The sequence below is a fragment of the Methylophilus medardicus genome (assembly GCF_006363955.1).
GTDB classification, from domain to species: domain Bacteria; phylum Pseudomonadota; class Gammaproteobacteria; order Burkholderiales; family Methylophilaceae; genus Methylophilus; species Methylophilus medardensis.
The window spans coordinates 1,944,638-1,960,078 of sequence record NZ_CP040948.1; the positions used below are offsets into that span (position 1 = coordinate 1,944,638).

At 51.1% G+C, this 15,441-nt stretch carries 15 protein-coding genes; 1 reads left to right on the forward strand and 14 read right to left on the reverse strand.

Annotation, left to right across the window (positions count from 1 at the left end; translation table 11 throughout):
- Window positions 1–26: 26 nt before the first annotated feature.
- The 4 genes from FIT99_RS09180 to epsA all read right to left on the reverse strand — a co-directional run bounded on the left by FIT99_RS09180 (window position 27) and on the right by epsA (window position 5,420).
- A complete protein-coding gene (locus FIT99_RS09180) occupies window positions 27–1,724 on the reverse strand; it encodes a ShlB/FhaC/HecB family hemolysin secretion/activation protein (protein WP_223261167.1) in 1,698 nt (565 codons plus the stop codon).
- Window positions 1,725–1,974: 250 nt separating this feature from the next.
- Window positions 1,975–3,402 (reverse strand): hypothetical protein, encoded by a 1,428-nt coding sequence (locus FIT99_RS09185; protein ID WP_140004017.1) that lies wholly within the window; start codon window positions 3,400–3,402, stop codon window positions 1,975–1,977.
- Window positions 3,403–3,481: 79 nt separating this feature from the next.
- Window positions 3,482–4,306: a PEP-CTERM sorting domain-containing protein gene (locus tag FIT99_RS09190; RefSeq protein ID WP_140004018.1), complete on the reverse strand. Its 825-nt coding sequence runs from the start codon at window positions 4,304–4,306 to the stop codon at window positions 3,482–3,484.
- 280 nt (window positions 4,307–4,586) lie between these two features.
- Entirely contained in the window at window positions 4,587–5,420 is an 834-nt protein-coding gene (gene epsA, locus FIT99_RS09195) for an XrtB/PEP-CTERM-associated transcriptional regulator EpsA (protein WP_223261168.1), read from the reverse strand.
- Window positions 5,421–5,694: 274 nt separating this feature from the next.
- On the opposite strand from epsA, the gene FIT99_RS09200 reads away from it, so the two are divergent.
- On the forward strand, window positions 5,695–6,414 hold the full coding sequence (locus FIT99_RS09200; protein ID WP_140004019.1) for a lytic transglycosylase domain-containing protein: 720 nt from the start codon (window positions 5,695–5,697) through the stop codon (window positions 6,412–6,414).
- Window positions 6,415–6,438: 24 nt separating this feature from the next.
- Here the strand turns inward: FIT99_RS09200 and FIT99_RS09205 are convergent, their stop codons facing one another.
- Genes FIT99_RS09205 through FIT99_RS09250 form a run of 10 tightly spaced genes read right to left on the reverse strand, consistent with a single transcriptional unit; the run spans window position 6,439 to window position 15,437 of the window.
- Window positions 6,439–6,927 carry a type II secretion system protein gene (locus FIT99_RS09205; RefSeq protein ID WP_140004020.1) on the reverse strand — a complete coding sequence of 163 codons (489 nt, stop codon included), beginning with the start codon at window positions 6,925–6,927 and terminating at the stop codon, window positions 6,439–6,441.
- An 11-nt stretch (window positions 6,928–6,938) separates the two neighbouring features.
- Complete coding sequence (locus FIT99_RS09210) at window positions 6,939–7,343, reverse strand: type II secretion system protein (RefSeq protein ID WP_140004021.1); 405 nt, start codon at window positions 7,341–7,343, stop codon at window positions 6,939–6,941.
- Window positions 7,330–7,833 (reverse strand): type II secretion system protein, encoded by a 504-nt coding sequence (locus tag FIT99_RS09215; protein WP_140004022.1) that lies wholly within the window; start codon window positions 7,831–7,833, stop codon window positions 7,330–7,332. The genes FIT99_RS09210 and FIT99_RS09215 overlap by 14 nt, the downstream gene beginning before the upstream one ends.
- Window positions 7,830–9,866, reverse strand: coding sequence for a secretin N-terminal domain-containing protein (locus FIT99_RS09220; protein ID WP_140004023.1), 2,037 nt, complete (start codon window positions 9,864–9,866; stop codon window positions 7,830–7,832). Before FIT99_RS09220 ends, FIT99_RS09215 begins: the two co-directional genes overlap by 4 nt.
- Complete coding sequence (locus FIT99_RS09225) at window positions 9,863–10,579, reverse strand: hypothetical protein (protein WP_140004024.1); 717 nt, start codon at window positions 10,577–10,579, stop codon at window positions 9,863–9,865. The genes FIT99_RS09220 and FIT99_RS09225 overlap by 4 nt, the downstream gene beginning before the upstream one ends.
- Window positions 10,563–11,201: a hypothetical protein gene (locus FIT99_RS09230; protein ID WP_140004025.1), complete on the reverse strand. Its 639-nt coding sequence runs from the start codon at window positions 11,199–11,201 to the stop codon at window positions 10,563–10,565. Before FIT99_RS09230 ends, FIT99_RS09225 begins: the two co-directional genes overlap by 17 nt.
- Window positions 11,198–11,767 (reverse strand): hypothetical protein, encoded by a 570-nt coding sequence (locus tag FIT99_RS09235; RefSeq protein ID WP_140004026.1) that lies wholly within the window; start codon window positions 11,765–11,767, stop codon window positions 11,198–11,200. The genes FIT99_RS09230 and FIT99_RS09235 overlap by 4 nt, the downstream gene beginning before the upstream one ends.
- Window positions 11,757–12,584: a hypothetical protein gene (locus FIT99_RS09240; protein ID WP_140004027.1), complete on the reverse strand. Its 828-nt coding sequence runs from the start codon at window positions 12,582–12,584 to the stop codon at window positions 11,757–11,759. The genes FIT99_RS09235 and FIT99_RS09240 overlap by 11 nt, the downstream gene beginning before the upstream one ends.
- Window positions 12,565–14,268, reverse strand: coding sequence for a GspE/PulE family protein (locus FIT99_RS09245; protein ID WP_140004028.1), 1,704 nt, complete (start codon window positions 14,266–14,268; stop codon window positions 12,565–12,567). Before FIT99_RS09245 ends, FIT99_RS09240 begins: the two co-directional genes overlap by 20 nt.
- Window positions 14,265–15,437, reverse strand: a complete 1,173-nt coding sequence (locus FIT99_RS09250; RefSeq protein WP_140004029.1) for a type II secretion system F family protein — start codon at window positions 15,435–15,437, stop codon at window positions 14,265–14,267. Before FIT99_RS09250 ends, FIT99_RS09245 begins: the two co-directional genes overlap by 4 nt.
- Window positions 15,438–15,441: the final 4 nt, after the last annotated feature.

Sequence of the window (15,441 nt, forward strand, 5' to 3'; positions counted from 1 at the left end):
ACCTCGTTAACTTCAGCCTGCTTAAACTACCAATCAAACCCTACTTTAAAATGCAATCGCGTATCGCCACTCTCAGCCATGCCAGCAGGCTTCAGAGGCGCTGTGTTTCCATTTTCTAATATCCAGCTCGATTGCAACACGCGCGCAAAATCTAAACGCATAAACAATCCATGGGGGGCTTTTACATCCAGTCCCAACCCATAAGAGGACAAGATATAACGCTGGATTTGTGAGAATCGGTCATCGGCAAACGTAGCTGGATCGCGGGTCTTAGCAAGCCCATAATCATAAAAAGCTAGCAAGCGCATTTCTTTGACCCAAGAGCCCGAATACTTCTGTAAAGGCGGCGAACGCAACTCCATTGTCAGGTTGGTACCGGTATCTCCTAGCGCACTGGACTCGAGAAAGCCGCGCACGGTATCTAGGCCGCCAATAAAGAATTGCTCGTTAGAAACCAGTGAATCACCAGTCACTTGTCCGCCCAGGGAACCGTACCATTGCCATTGATAAGGCAGTGTCCAGGTATGCTCGAGCTGTCCTCTCAAATAAGAAAAGTTTGGTCTTGCCAGAAAACGTCTCTGCGCAAACTCAGCTTCGTCATTAACCAGTGCCTTGGTTGAGAAAACGAAATTCAGGTCGAGTTTGGTGGTACTCTCCGGCGTCACAAGATTGCCTGTGTAGCCAATCAAAAAAGGCATGTAAGTAATCGGGTTACTGCCCAAGTCAGACCCCAGTCTACGGGTGCTTTCTTTAAAGTCTTTGTAATCTAACCCTAGCGTCAAATTATGGTTAAAGGATTTAACCGGGCTGGGCATCGGGTGTATATAACGTAGGCCGTAAATATTACCGTTACCGACCACATTCAAATCCCCCACAGCACTAATATCGCTTTGAGAAGCCACAGCATACATGGCCCAATAATCGCCAGCGTAAGGGATAACATAGGTGCCAGAAAATACTTTCACCTCGTTGGCATCTTCAGGGGTCACCTGAAAACCTAGCCCGATACTATGGTCACTCTGCCAGAGATTGTCGTATCTCAAGTTGCCGGAAAGGCGAGTTTTAGTCGTGTTCGGTGTGTATCGGTTGTTGTATTCCATGCTGGCATGCAAGGGAAACTTGTCGTCCACTTTAAGATCCACCTCAACCATGCCGGGCGATTTACCAGGACGCAACACAGGTGCAACGACGCGATCTTGATTGATATTCACTGAGGCAATTTGTTTTTGTACCGTGGGGAAATGCGGGACATGACCCTCTTTAAATTCAGTGACATTCTGCTTAATTTTACCCAGACTGAAATACCGCGAGCCAACTACACTTAAGCGCTCGACTTTTCCTTCTAAGACATCCAGTTTGACGACCCCGCCATTGACTTCTTGTTCAGGGATACTCACAAAGACTGTTAAGTAACCCGCTTCATGAAAGCTTTGCTCTAGAACACTGCGTGCTTTTTCAACATCTTCAATCGAACGACGCTCCCCAAGGTAAGGGTAAACAGCCTTTTCAACTTCATTCACGCTGAGTACTGTATTACCATTAATCACGTATTCAAAAATATCAAACTGATCCTTGGCTGATACCTCTGCAGGCGCCTGCTCTGAAGTCGCCTCTCCCCAACCATTTGCAGACTGCGGGACGGACTCTGAAGCCTCCTCTGCATGCAATGCAAAGGACCACAGAACACACAAACAACTCATCACACGCAGCAACAATCGCAACACCTTTCTTTTTTGTTCAATCGCCTAAGGCACTTACCGAGGCATGCCATTTTGAAAGCGCCGCGTGTCACAAAGATGAAATACGGACTAGTCCGTAGACTTATTTGATTAGCCCATGTGAGCCATTGCGATCAACAATACAAAGGTTTGCCAGTCCTAACAGGTGTTTGAGCGAATTGATAATAAAAAAGCACACCCGATAAGGGTGTGCTTTTAATCAAACATCGCAGCTTTTGACTGCTACTGTTTCAAGTTAGAACAATTGTTGTGCTTGGCAGTTGTTACCATTGCGTGAACCTCTTGCAACCACTGTACCAACAGTACATGAAGAACCAGCAAATGGGTTCAAAGTCAGGCCACGTGGTACATCAGCACAATCCAAACCAGCGAAAGCACCAACGATTTCGTTGATGACAGTCTCGCCGAATGTACCGGCTGCTGAGTTAGCCACAAAAGCTTTCAATTCCATATGGAAATCGTACTGACCTTGAGCAGCTGTGTAACGTGCGTTAGCATCTGTTGTCAGACCGGAGCCAGCCACTGGCGCTTCTGGGTGAGTATTATCCAGTTTGATGAAACGATAGCCGTTAGATGATGTATCTGTGCGCCAGTTATTTTCCATAGACAACACACCGATCGCAAAGCCAGCTGTAGACAACGCTGTTTTTGCGTTACCAGTACCGGAACCTTCTGTGATGATCAAGGTAGGTGTAGAGTCAGCCTGACCTACAGGAGCCAAAGCACCTAAAATGGATGGGTCACCATTACAAGGATTGCGCAAGAAAGTCGCATTTGAAGATGCCTGAGTACCGGAAGTTGCAACGCGGCGTGCCAAGTTCAAAGCTGCTGATGAGCCAGGAACAAGAATGCTGGCGTCTGCTGCTGTGCCACTCACGATAGAAGCATATTGTGTGTGGGAAATACTAGGTGCATTCGCTGGCAAGAAATCAGGGTCAGCAGCGTTCGCTGCGGCTACGTTAGCATAAATACCTTGTGCAACTTGCATCGCACGGTACAAGGAAGTTGAAGTAGCGATACCGAATGCTTGACCTACGTTAGCATTTGATTCAACACCGAAACCGTCAACGGATACACCGAACAATGCAGCCTCAACGTCAGAGAAGCCACCTGCTGGTTTAGCTGTTGCGCCATCAGCAGCTGTCGCTGGTGTGACAACCGCACATGAGCGGTAGGATTGAATTGCAGATTGACCTGGCAAAGACAACGAACCGGTTTGTGCTACACAACCAGCGTTAGCACCCAATCTGCTGATACGACGTAGATTAGTTGTGCCAACAGTGCCATCACCGTCAACATCGTTTGGAATGTGTGGTGCGTAGGCATTGAAAGAACCGCCATCAATCGTGTGATACACGACAGACACTTTACCGCCACGGGTACAAGCATAAGCCAAAAAGTTACTTGCAGCGGAGCTGCCTGGTCTTACTGCAGCTGATGCTGATCCGCTGTTGAACACAGACACTGTGTCGGCATCACAGCCGGCAGCAAAGCCTTGGAAAACGTTGTAAGTAGGAGCTGAAGCGCCAGAAATCCAGGTTTCATTCAATGCATTATTGCCACGTGCAGTATTGATTTGTGCTTGAGTCACTGGCGCAGCAAATGCTTGACCAGCAAACAATGTAGCTGCAACAGCCAAACATACTTTATTAAATTTAAACATTTTTCGCTTCCTTCGATAAAAGATTTGATTAGCGGCTAGTTGGTAACTAGCCGTTTTTCATGGCTTTTTATATGTTGTATTAAGCCTTGCGACGACGAGCAACCAAGCTAACTACACCCAGGCCTGCGAGCAACATTGCATAGCTGTCAGCTTCAGGTACTGGAATTACAAATTCCAGTTGACCAGTTGAAGTCATTTTGAATGTGTAGCCACCATCTGGACCGCTCAGCGCGTTAAAAGCAACTGGTGACGCAGCAGTTGCACCTGTCAGTTGCTGCACAACTGTCATGGTGCTATCCAAGTTATCCATAGACACATGGCCTGCGCCGTTAATGCGACCAGTTGAACCATAAGCTTGGCCGCCTGCATATGCTCTTGACAAATTACTTGTCACAATGCTGGCACCATTCTCAACACTGTTGTGGTTATCCAACGCATTGTTGTTGGTCATGTAACCATTGAAGTTTGCAATCGAAGTTTGCAACTGATTAGAGTTCGTCAGGTTATTACCTGATTTGTAAGTAGAGATAATGCCGCGCGCGCCTGCACCAGAACCTGTACCGTCAGCTGCATAAATAGCCCACTTAGTGGTGGAGGCTGAAGCCGTGTCCCAGAAAGAACTCCATGCATTTGCATAGTCACCACCAGCCAAATCAAAAGCAAAGGTTTTGGACAAGCCATCTGTAGACAGTGTGCCGTTAATGTGTGTATCAACAACCAAGTTTTGGAAGCTATCGTAGCCGTAGCCCAAATCGAACGTTGCTGATGTGTTGCTGTTAAAGTCCAGCAAAGTCAGAATGAGGCTTGAGCTACCGCTTGTTGCAAACGTCATAGCCGCTTGTGCTGGGATAGTTGCGGCTGAAAGAGCCAATGCTGCAACCAGTGCTTTTACTTGAAATTTCATATACTTCTCCTTAATTTTTGTGCAAACCGATAGAAAGAGCAAACCACTAAACACCTGAACGAATACGATGAACCTCATCCCACAAAATTATGGTGCGATTAGATGACGGCGTTATTTTGTAAACCTAGTCCATATGGACTAGTACGCCCCTTGATCTCACCAGATCAACCGTTAGCGATAGTATAAAAATGGAAAATGACAGCGTTGAAATAGAAGCTAGCCCTTTCGGACTAGTCCTAATGCCTGCTGTCGGGGCATCGAAACAAGGGATGAAAAGGCTTTACTGCTTGCGCGCAATCAAGCCCAGCTTGAGCGCCTTGCTGGCGGCTTGACTGCGGTTTTCTACGTCGAGTTTGCGCAGAATATTTTGCACATGGTTTTTAATGGTAAGGGGGCTGACTTGCATAATGCCGCCGATTTCCCAATTGGTTTTGCCTGCCTGCAGCCACTCAATCACTTCCAGTTCACGCTTACTGAGCGGTTTGATGCGACCGTTACGTGCCGTGGTCGATAACACCGAAGGACATTTATTGGCAGTCACCTTGACGATGGCACAGTGTAAGTGCGGCATTAATAGCTCTAACAAATGTGCCGTTTGTGCATTCGCCGGCAAGCTCAAACGACCAAACATAATCATGGTGGCAATACGGCTATGCTCATTACCAAAGCCATGCACCACAAAGCGCTTGAGCTCGGAGGCCAGCATGCGCTCAGGGTCCACTTGCTCGACTGCGTAGTGGTTGTATTGTTGCGATGGTCGATCCGCATGGTAAAACACCGGCATACTCAATGTGCTCCAGCGCGTAAACGCTTCGCTCACCAAGCCATCTTCCTCGTTCAGCACTTGATCAAATTGAGTGTCGCCAAAATAGCGGCTAGAAGTCAGGTACTCATAATCGTAACTGGCACGCTCTAAGCCGCGCACGCCGATCACCACCACCTCATGCGCCAGCAAGCATTGAAACCCTCGCTGTAACCAATTAAAGAGATGCGAGCGATGTTGCAAACGCAACGATTCTTCAATCACCTCCATAAATAACGTGCGTTGTTCTTCATTCAGCGCCAACGTCCATTGCTCGCTGACCTGATCTATCCCTGTAAATTGAGTATCCATTTAACGCATGCACATTTTATTGATATAAATGCCCCAGAGTCTGCGCAAGAGATGTGACAATAAAATGATTATCGCGTGTCAGTGATGTGATAAATTGATGACGACAGACTAGTCCGCCGTCCGCAGCGGTGAAAATTAGGCGAGACCAGTTGGGTGCTGGCAAACAGCCAGACCTTGCATATGTGACAGTGCCATGAATAAGCACGCCATCACCCAACAGCAGCGCATACCGCAGTGTCTCAGGGTTGTCATATCGGCATGACACAATCATTCCATGTTTAACCCGATACACAAGATATTTCATGTTTGTGGCTTAAGCCTGCTGGTTTGCGCCGGCCTAATGCTAGCGGCGCCAGTGCAGGCGGCTGCCCCGCGGGACGTTTCAGGCGCAATACTTGCTCATGAGATTGCACCCGATGCGACACAAGTCATGGCTGACAATGTGAGGGTAGATGGCTCTGACGCGGATGAAATTGTGATTAGCAATACCGCCGTAGACCCCATAGAGCTGGCAGTCCCACCACAAATAAATCGCCAAAGCATGGCTTGGCGGAACGGTGTGTTGCCCTACCAGTCCGAGGTGCAAGCTGCGGCGCAAGCCACGCAAGTCGACCCAGCGCTCATTCACGCGGTGATCGCGACCGAGTCAGGTTACAACCCACGCGCGGTCTCCCCCACAGGCGCGTTTGGCTTGATGCAAGTCATGCCGTCGACCGCACAATCGATGACGAGCCTCCCAGTGAGGCAATGGTCAGTCCCCCAACAAATATTATGGGGCGCTCATTATCTAAAACGCATGTTGGATATGTTTGAAGGCAACGTTACGCTGGCCCTAGCTGCTTATAACGCTGGGCCGCAAGCAGTGAAAACACACCAATATGCGGTGCCACCTTTCGGTGAAACCAAGCGCTATGTACCCAAAGTGTTGGGCTACTATCAAGCATTCAAACCGCGTTTAAAGGCAGTGACCCCCCTCGGTTTGGCAAACGATTAATGCAGATTCAACGCAATCTAGCCATTATCGATTTAGCCAAGCCAGCTCAAGTTCAGGCAATGTATTGGGCTCATACACAAACAGCCACTCACGATAATGTTTGGCACCATTAAATCCAGATTGTGATTCCTGATAACCGCTTTTACGAATCGGTGCCAACAGTGACTCACTATGTACCCCGACAATCCGCCCATCCTTCATGATGAGCGTCATGCCACGCTTAACCTCAAACGGATCGGGATATAGCTTGCGCAAATGGCGCCTCGGTACCGGAAAACGCCTATCTTCAATCAGCTCTTGCAGTCGCAGCGGATATTGTTTGAGCGCTTGTGGGGTGGATTCATAATAGCGGCCGATGGCCAGCCGGTAGGCTTCTCCCGTCTCCAGCAACATGGCTTCGTGACTGCGATGCGATTGTTGCTGCCATAGCACCGCCGCGCCCTGCATGCCAATCGCGGCAAACACCAGCGTTACCATGACCCCAATATAAGAAAAGCCTCGTTGTGCGATCATCGGTGAGTGGCCTACCAATCGGTGTAGGCTGAACCATCTGCCGCCTGCCCAGTGGCATTACTGTGCAGGCTATACACGCCGCCAACCAATGGGAGTTCTGGCGGGGTAATCAACCACTGGTCATTCTGTTCAGCAATGGGATCCCATGGCAATTTGTCCAGATAATGTTTATCGACCAACGCTTGCAGCGTTTCTGGGTATTGCCCTTGATCGGCATAGTATTCATCTAGCGCTTTACGTGCGGTGGTTAATTGTTGCTTCAGCGCTTGCTCTTTTGCGCGCTGTACGCCGGAGAAATAACGCGGAACGGCCAGCGACAACAACAAAGCCAATATAGAGAGCACCACCAACAACTCCACCAAGGTGAAGCCGGCCATGGCGCTTGATGCAACCAACCAGCGTTTACCATTGCGCATACGGCACTCCATTGATTCCAACTTGTGGGCTTAACGAATACACATCGTAGACATCCTGGGTGTAGCGCGGCTGCTCCGGTGGGCTGTCGTAGCTGCGCAAGCCCCAGGCCTGTTGCGATGCGCTATTGGCTTGCGTGCTCAGCATCGGGTCTTGCGGAATACGCCGCAAAAAACGTATTTTGCTGTGTTTAGGGTCCTTGGCATCCTCCACCCCCTCCACCAGCACTTGTAAATTAGGCGGATAACCCGTGGCGTCGGCATTTTTTTTCACCCGACCGTCATCGGCCGCTTTTTTGTAGGCATCAATCGCGTGACGCAGCTCACGTAAATGCTCACGCAGTTGTTGCTCTTTTTGCCGTTGCAACGTCAGTTGCACCATGGGCGTTGCCACGCTGGCCATGATCGCCACAATGGTTAACGACACCATTAATTCAATCAGCGTAAAGCCTGAGCGCATGCGCGGTTGAAACGGCACGCCCTTAGGCATCATCGAATCTCCTTGGGCGCAGGCAGACTCGTGGTCGACTGGTCGGGTACAACTGAGATGTTGTTCGTTAACCCGCCTGGGGCGCTGGCTGGCGCCACTGAAGCGCCAGCATTGGCTGGGGCGGTGTCAGGTGACGGTATTCCCGTAGGCTCGTTTATCGGCGCATTTTCAACGGGGGCCGACTCTGCTGGGTCCACCGCAGATGGATCGGTGGCCTGCACATTACCGCCCTCGTTTAACTCGCGCTGGCGCTGTAACTGCAAGTCGCGGATTTGCTGGCTGCGGCTTGGTGTCGCTGGCGATGTGGGGTTATTCAAGAGTGGCTTGTCTGAAATAACCGAGTCTGTACCGCTCCAATACTCAGAGTAGGTGGCTTCAGGCAGCGTGACGTTGCTGATAATTTTTGGCGTAATGGCCAATACAATTTCAGTTTTATTTTTTTCATCGGTGTTATTAGAAAACAGGCGCCCCAACAACGGTATCTCCCCCAGCCCCGGGACTTTGATAGCGTTTTTTCGTTCAGAATCCTGAATCAAGCCTGCCAGAATTTGTGTTTCGCCATGCTTGAGACGAAGTACTGTACTGGCGTTGCGCGTCCCGATGTTAAAGACCTTTGAGTTATTACTGAGGGTGACCGCCTCCCCCAGTGAACTCACCTCCAAAGCTACCTTGATACTGATGTAATCGTCCAGCATCACTTTGGGCTCAACATCCAGCTTGAGGCCCACATCCACATAAGAAACGCTCTCTGAAGTCACGCCGCCCTGAATCGCATTGGTGGTAATGACAGGCACTTTGTTTCCGACAATCACTTTGGCCTTTTCATTGTTTTTAACGCGGATACGTGGATTGGAAAGCAGATTAAGATCACTGTCGGTGGTTTTGAACTGCACATTAGGCGCCGGGCCGATGCCGATCGTGCCAGATTTGATTTGTTGGATGGTTTCTAAGGTGAGTGGATTATTGAGCACTGTCAAACTGGTCGGATAGCCGATCCCCAATTGCTTGAGCTTGTTGCGCGTGATCTCAATGACCTCAATTTCGAGCATGACTTCAGGGTCGGCAATATCCTGTGCCTTGATCATTTTTTCAGCCAGTGTAAGCACTTCTGGTTTATCGCGTATCACCAACATATTGAGGCGCTCATCCACGTAGACATCGCGAATTTTAAGAATGGTCCGCAGCATATCCGCACATTGTTTGGCACTGGTATTGGCAAAATAAAAGTTACGAATCAGCAGATCTTGGTAATCCTTGGTTTTTTGCTGAGTGGCCGGATAAACGAGAACGCTGGTCGGAGACAGTACTTTCTTTTGCAAACCATTGCTGGTAATCACCATGTCAATGGCATCTTCAATCAGCATTTTTTTGACGAATACCGAGGCTTTGGTTTCGGGTTTAATATCTTTATCCAGCACAAAATTCACGCCTGTGGCGCGTGACAAAGCCTCAAATACGACCTTGATATTGGCATCACGTAGCTCTAGCGTCACCGGTTTAGTTAACTGACTTTGCAGCTGAGGTAAGGGCGCACGCGCACGTGGCTCCATGGCGGTCAGTTGCTTTTCTAGCGCCTGTGCCTCTTGATTGGTTGGCTGTTCGAGCAAGATGTCGCGCACCTCTCTCAAGGCTTGTTTTGGGTTATCCATATGCTGCTTCGCCTGCGCCAGCTGTTTTCGTAACATTATTTCGCGTGTACTTGCCCGCTCATAATCGAGCGCTTTGATCTCATTTGGGTCAAGCGTCAAAATGCGTGAATACAGTTGTTTAGCGGCGGCGATATCGCCCTTGGCATCTGCCGCAACGGCTTCCGCCGACAGCGCATTGATTGCCTGTTCGCGCTCACGAAACCAGCGATTGCGCAGAACCACATCTGCGGGATGCTCTGCCACCTGTTGCGCCAATTCATGCACTTTGCCCTCAGGGGTGGTGGCCGTCATCTTAGGGGGAAACAAGCCGCACGCAGACAAGCCCATGGCCAATAAGCCTAGCGTTAGACCTCGTGGCAGCATCGCGTTTAAGTGTAGTGCTTTCATTGATTTAGCATTTCATCAGAAGGGTTATTGTCAGCGTCGGAGAGTGACTGCCGCTGGTTAGCGAGGGTCGCTGTTTTGGTTTTACTCAGCACGACCGCCTGATTAAGTGGCAGATAGGTGAAATAGACCGATTGTGCATCTTCTCGATCAAGGCGCCACTGCGCGTTGACCTGACTGCCCACTTTGGGCAACAGCATTTTTTTCTGCTGCATCAAAATCAAGGTGTTCCCTTCCGGCATCTCTTGCATACTGCCGACATAGGTGTAGGGTAACGGCGGCGCTTCAGGTGGTGGCGGGGCTTGCGGTTTAGGCGGCGGAGCTGTCCATTCATGTGCAGCGAATAACACATGGCTGACCCGCCCGCTTGGCAATGGGCGCGTAAAATCCCCCTGTTGCGCTGGCTGCGGTCGTGTGGCCTCGGCTGGCAAACGCGTTTTCTCACTGGTGAGCTTCGCGTCATTGATATTTGCGCTATTGGTCTTCACATCATTGACCTGCATTGGCGAGGTCGCAACCTCTGGCTCTGCACCGCGCGGCATCGCAGGCGTTTCACGCTTGACTGAAGCAGGACGGGCAACATTCGCGATGGTTACATCCGCTGCAGGCGTGAGCGCTGCATCCTCTTGCGACCATTGCCAATACACCAGGCACAAAGTCAGCAATAAGGCGAGCCACACTAACGGCCGCGATGTTGGTTTAGACTCCATCGCCATGCGCGAGCCCTCCACGGATAAACACCGAAAAAGTGAGTGTGGCATCCACCGTCGGTTGCACGGTCTCATTTTTACGCAGCTCTAGCCCCGTTAATGCCATGGTTGGATATTGCTGCAACACATCTAGGATGAACTGACGACAGGTCGTATAGTCAGCCTGAACGGTAAATCGCATATCAAACTGCTGAATGTGCTGGCTGCTGCCGGCATTCTGGTGCGCCTGCCATTGATAATCACCAACATTGAGTGCGATGTGCCGCTGTTGTGCCAGATGCGCAATTTGCATCATGCGTGGTGAAAGCGCACTAAAATCAGGCAATTGCTGCCAGATTGTCGCTAAATTCGTTTTTTCATCCGCCGCCACTGTTTCCTGTGTTACCAATGCTGCCGCTTTCATGGTCGGCGGGCTCTGTATTTGGCGTTGAGGGGCATGGGCCAACTGGCTAATATCTTGCGCAAGCGCTGCCAACGCCGCTGTGCGTTCAATGGTCTGCTGGTGCAATATCAACCATATGATGAGCAAGCTCACCGATAGCAGCATAGGCAGCCAGCCCAAATACCAAGCGCAGCGGCGGCTCAGCCAGAGCAAAGTCATGGGGATCGGCCAACGTAATGCATTCATGGTTGCCAACCTCCTTGAATCTCGAAGCTGACTGGGCGTTGTGGATGGCTCTCGTTTACCTGATGTTTGAGCAAGTGCACCTGACTAAGCGTAGACATCGTTTGTAAGTGACTCACATATTCGAGCAAGACCTGATAGCTTTTTGCCTCGCCGGACAATACAAACTGCCCGCGGTTGGCATCCGGCAAGAGTTGAAGCAGTGCAACCTCTGGCACTTGTTGCGACTCAAGCGCCTGCAACAAATCAAACCAGCGTACGTTTAACTGTTGCACCATGGTTGCAGCCGCTTTCTGCTCTGTTGCACTTAATGATACCACTGGGGCACGGGGCTGCCCTTTAGGCTGCTGACTCAGCTCGGCTTTTTCTGACTTGGGCAGCTGTAGCGCACGTTGTTGTTGGCGCTGCGCGAGCTGCTCTGTCCGCGCATGCAGTGCGGCAAGCTCGTTGCTCGCGGTCACGACACCCGCCAACAATACTGCCACCAACAAGCCACCTGGCCAGCGGTATCGTTGCCAAGCAAAACTTGGTTGCGTAAAATCCAACTGATAATCCGGATTAGGCCACATGCATGCGCTCCTGTCCTAGATTGGTGAGCGCACGTTTAGCGAACAAGCTGTGCCAATCCAGCGCACCAGCCAATGCCTGCTTTAAATGACCGCCTGTGCGTGCCATCCATGGGCAGTCCGGCTCCATCAACCAATAACACGGCTGGCTTTGCACACCGAGCAACATACGCTCACGCAACAGCCAGTCAGCTAAGGGTTGCACCGCAGTCAAATCGGTAGCCAGACTGGCAATATGCGTGACACGACTGTCATTCAACTGCAACAACCGCAGCATTTGTGGCTCAGCGGTGAGTACTGTGCCGTTCGCGGGTAAGCGTGTCTGCGCCCACAAAGCGGTCGCATAAGGTTGCAGTGTGTATTGCATCGCAATCGTGCCCATCACCGCGCGGAAATCGTCCGTTTGCAAGGCGGGCATTGCCGCAACAATGCAGTCTTGCGGCTGGCGAACGTCTTGCAATCGCAATGGCCAGCGTTGGGCTGACTCGCCATAAATTTGCATCAACATGGCACGGGCATAATCCTGTTGCGCTTGGCCGGTCAGATCCAGGGTTTGCATATCAGCGGCCATAGCGGGCAAGCGCAGCAGGTGCGCATGCTTATCCGCCACATAGATTTCAACCCGCTGCCAACGCTTGGCTGGCAGTTGCGCCAACAGGGTTTGCAAGGCGAGTGCCAGCGCGCTGCCATCCCACGCCGCCCGCACGACCATGCGATGTGAATGCATCGCTGCCGGCCAATGTTCTGCCACTAACTGATCGGCCAACACCAGCACCCGTGTTAGCCCCCGCCAACGTAACTCAGGCAATAAAGGTGACACGGTTGATCTCCTGTAAACTGGTCATACCTTCAGCAACGGCCTGAATCGCAGCCTCGCGGATGGTGCGCATGCCATTTCTGGCCGCTGCTTCTTTGAGTTGTCGAATCGGCTGTCTGGCAATAATCATTTCGCGCAACTCATCATTAAGCACTAGCATTTCTGCAACCGCTTTACGCCCCTTATAGCCAGTACCGCGACAATGACCGCAACCCTGCGCGTGGGTGAACTGCATTCCAGCAGCTTGCTCGGCACTGAGGCCAGAGTCCTTCAGCATCGCCGCATCGGGCACAAAAGGCTCGGCACAATGTGGGCAGAGTGCGCGCACCAACCGTTGCGCAATGATGCCATTCACTGCCGATACAAAATGATAAGGATCCACGCCCATGTGCATAAAGCGGCCAATCACATCGAGGACGCTATTCGCATGCACGGTAGAAAACACCAAATGCCCGGTAAGAGCGGCCTGCACAGCAATTTGGGCGGTATCGGCATCCCGGATTTCACCCACCATAATCTTGTCCGGATCATGACGCAAAATCGAGCGCAAGCCACGCGCAAAGGTCAGGCCTTTCTTTTCGTTGACCGGAATCTGCAACACGCCCGGCAGTTGATATTCCACCGGATCTTCAATCGTGATGATTTTGTCAAAACCCGTATTGACCTCTGAAATCGCGGCATAGAGTGAGGTTGTTTTACCGCTACCCGTTGGGCCTGTGACCAACACCATGCCGTAGGGCTCGCTGGCCAATTTTCTAAAACCAGTAATGATGTGCTGATCGAAACCCAAAGCCTTCAAACTAAGGCCCTGTGCCTGCTCAGTGAGGGCTTTGCGGTCGAGCACACGTAATACTGCATCCTCGCCAAACACACTCGGCATAATCGACACCCGAAAGTCAATCAAACGGCCCATGGCATGCACCTTAAAGCGCCCATCTTGTGGCACACGACGCTCGGCGATATCTAGCTGGGCCATGACCTTGATGCGAGAAATCGCTTGCTCAGCGCCCTCTAAACCGGGGCTGTTGGCGATATTCGCCATCACGCCGTCAATGCGGTATTTCACCGCAAGGCCGCCCGCGTGGGTTTCAAGGTGGATATCACTGGCGCCGGTTTTCAGTGCGTCGTATAAAGTCGAGTTAATCAGCTTAACAATCGGATTGGCATCTTCATGAATAGACTTCAGCGACAACTGCATGACGACCTCTTCGTCGCCCTCTTGTGCTTGCTCAGTGGAGAGACCAACCCCATCCATCGCCCGCATGCTGTCTTCTTCACCCGCAAGATAAGCACTGATCTCAAGACGGTGTGCGAGCCGCCACTCAAATGGTTGTGCCACCTGATGTTGCGCCCATAACGGCAATTGCGCGTTGAATGGATCAGCAAATACCAGCAACAGCGTACGTTGTGCATCATAAAATGCCAGACATTCTTTTTGCTGGGCGTCGTTATAACTAATGATGTCAAAGGCAACCTGCCACTCGCGCATGTCGCGCATCGTGGCCAAACGATAGTGCAACACGTGTGCCAATTGACTGATAAGTCTCTCACTCGGCACTTCGTCAACCGCGCCAGACGCTGGCAACAACTCCTCTAACACCTCAATCGTAGGTCGCTGTTGTTGCAGCGCCTGCGCTTGTGCTTGCGCCAATAAGTCGGCCGATAACATGGGCAGGGCTTGATTCATTGGATTTGTCCGGCGAGTTCAAAAATCGGCATATAGAGCAACAGCACAACCACACCAATCACCAAACCGATAAATAACATTAATAGTGGCTCAAATAACTTGGTAAACCAGTCAATCCAGCGGGCGAGTTCTTCATCATAAAAGCCTGCAATACTGTCCATCATGTGGGCCACATTGCCGCCCCGTTCGCCCACCAAGAGCATGCGTTCACCAATCGGCGTGGTCATCCCTGCAGCTTTGAACGCCTGAGACAGCGGCTGGCCTTGACTCACCATGGTTTGTGCGCGGGTGAGACTGCGGGCCAGACTACGATCCAGTAATCCGCCGAGCGCATCCAAAGCGGTCATGATCGGTGTGCCGCCCGCCAGCAACATCCCCAAGGTGCGATAAAAGCGCGCCAATTGATAGAGTTGTAATTTTTCACCGATCGCGGGGATACGCCACACGGCTCTGAGCATGGCCTGGCGCATGGCAGGTGCTTTCAACAACAAGCCTAAACCTAGCAATAGACCGACCAGCATGCCCAAGATGAGGCCGCCATGCTGAGAGATCAGCGTGCCCCACTTCAGCATCATCTGTGACATCCAGGGCAAATCTGCACTGGTGCCTTCATAGACACTACTAAACTTAGGCACCACAAACCCCATCAAAAAAGCAATCACTAGCCCGCCGACCACCATCAGCAGCAAGGGATAAATCGAGGCACTGACAATCTTTTTTTTGAGCAAGGAGACTTGATTGTCATAGGCGATATAACGCGACAAGGCGTTGCCCAAGTCGCCAGTGCGTTCAGCGGCTTTCACGGTCGCAATATACAGTGGGGGAAACACCGTCGCTTGTCGCTCCAGCGCGGCCGAGAAAGACTTGCCTTGTTGCAAAGATTGCAAGAGACCCTGCAACACTGGACGCGTATGGTCTTGGCGTAAAGCGAGCGCATCAATGGCTTCTACCAAATTCAAACCAGAACTGAGCAAGGCCAGCAACTCTTGACTAAACATCGCCAACGGAAACGCTTCACGCTTGGCCACTTTGGCCATTTTTTGTGCGTGCAACGAAACCGGCATCAAACCTTTGGCCTTCAACTGTGCGTAGGCATCCTGTGCATCGTCAGCCTGTAGCTCGACCATCGTCAGGGTAGTGCCATTAAGAACTTTTGCCTGATAATGCATGGCA

What these genes read in the sequence shown, in the direction of transcription:
- FIT99_RS09190 (WP_140004018.1), bottom strand. Translation starts at nt 4,306, where the DNA reads ATGAAATTTCAAGTAAAAGCACTGGTTGCAGCATTGGCTCTTTCAGCC.
- FIT99_RS09200 (WP_140004019.1), top strand. Translation starts at nt 5,695, where the DNA reads ATGTTTAACCCGATACACAAGATATTTCATGTTTGTGGCTTAAGCCTG.
- FIT99_RS09185 (WP_140004017.1), bottom strand. Translation starts at nt 3,402, where the DNA reads ATGTTTAAATTTAATAAAGTATGTTTGGCTGTTGCAGCTACATTGTTT.
- FIT99_RS09230 (WP_140004025.1), bottom strand. Translation starts at nt 11,201, where the DNA reads ATGAATGCATTACGTTGGCCGATCCCCATGACTTTGCTCTGGCTGAGC.
- FIT99_RS09235 (WP_140004026.1), bottom strand. Translation starts at nt 11,767, where the DNA reads ATGTGGCCTAATCCGGATTATCAGTTGGATTTTACGCAACCAAGTTTT.
- epsA (WP_223261168.1), bottom strand. Translation starts at nt 5,420, where the DNA reads ATGGATACTCAATTTACAGGGATAGATCAGGTCAGCGAGCAATGGACG.
- FIT99_RS09215 (WP_140004022.1), bottom strand. Translation starts at nt 7,833, where the DNA reads ATGATGCCTAAGGGCGTGCCGTTTCAACCGCGCATGCGCTCAGGCTTT.
- FIT99_RS09205 (WP_140004020.1), bottom strand. Translation starts at nt 6,927, where the DNA reads ATGATCGCACAACGAGGCTTTTCTTATATTGGGGTCATGGTAACGCTG.
- FIT99_RS09225 (WP_140004024.1), bottom strand. Translation starts at nt 10,579, where the DNA reads ATGGCGATGGAGTCTAAACCAACATCGCGGCCGTTAGTGTGGCTCGCC.
- FIT99_RS09210 (WP_140004021.1), bottom strand. Translation starts at nt 7,343, where the DNA reads ATGCGCAATGGTAAACGCTGGTTGGTTGCATCAAGCGCCATGGCCGGC.
- FIT99_RS09220 (WP_140004023.1), bottom strand. Translation starts at nt 9,866, where the DNA reads ATGAAAGCACTACACTTAAACGCGATGCTGCCACGAGGTCTAACGCTA.
- FIT99_RS09250 (WP_140004029.1), bottom strand. Translation starts at nt 15,437, where the DNA reads ATGCATTATCAGGCAAAAGTTCTTAATGGCACTACCCTGACGATGGTC.
- FIT99_RS09245 (WP_140004028.1), bottom strand. Translation starts at nt 14,268, where the DNA reads ATGAATCAAGCCCTGCCCATGTTATCGGCCGACTTATTGGCGCAAGCA.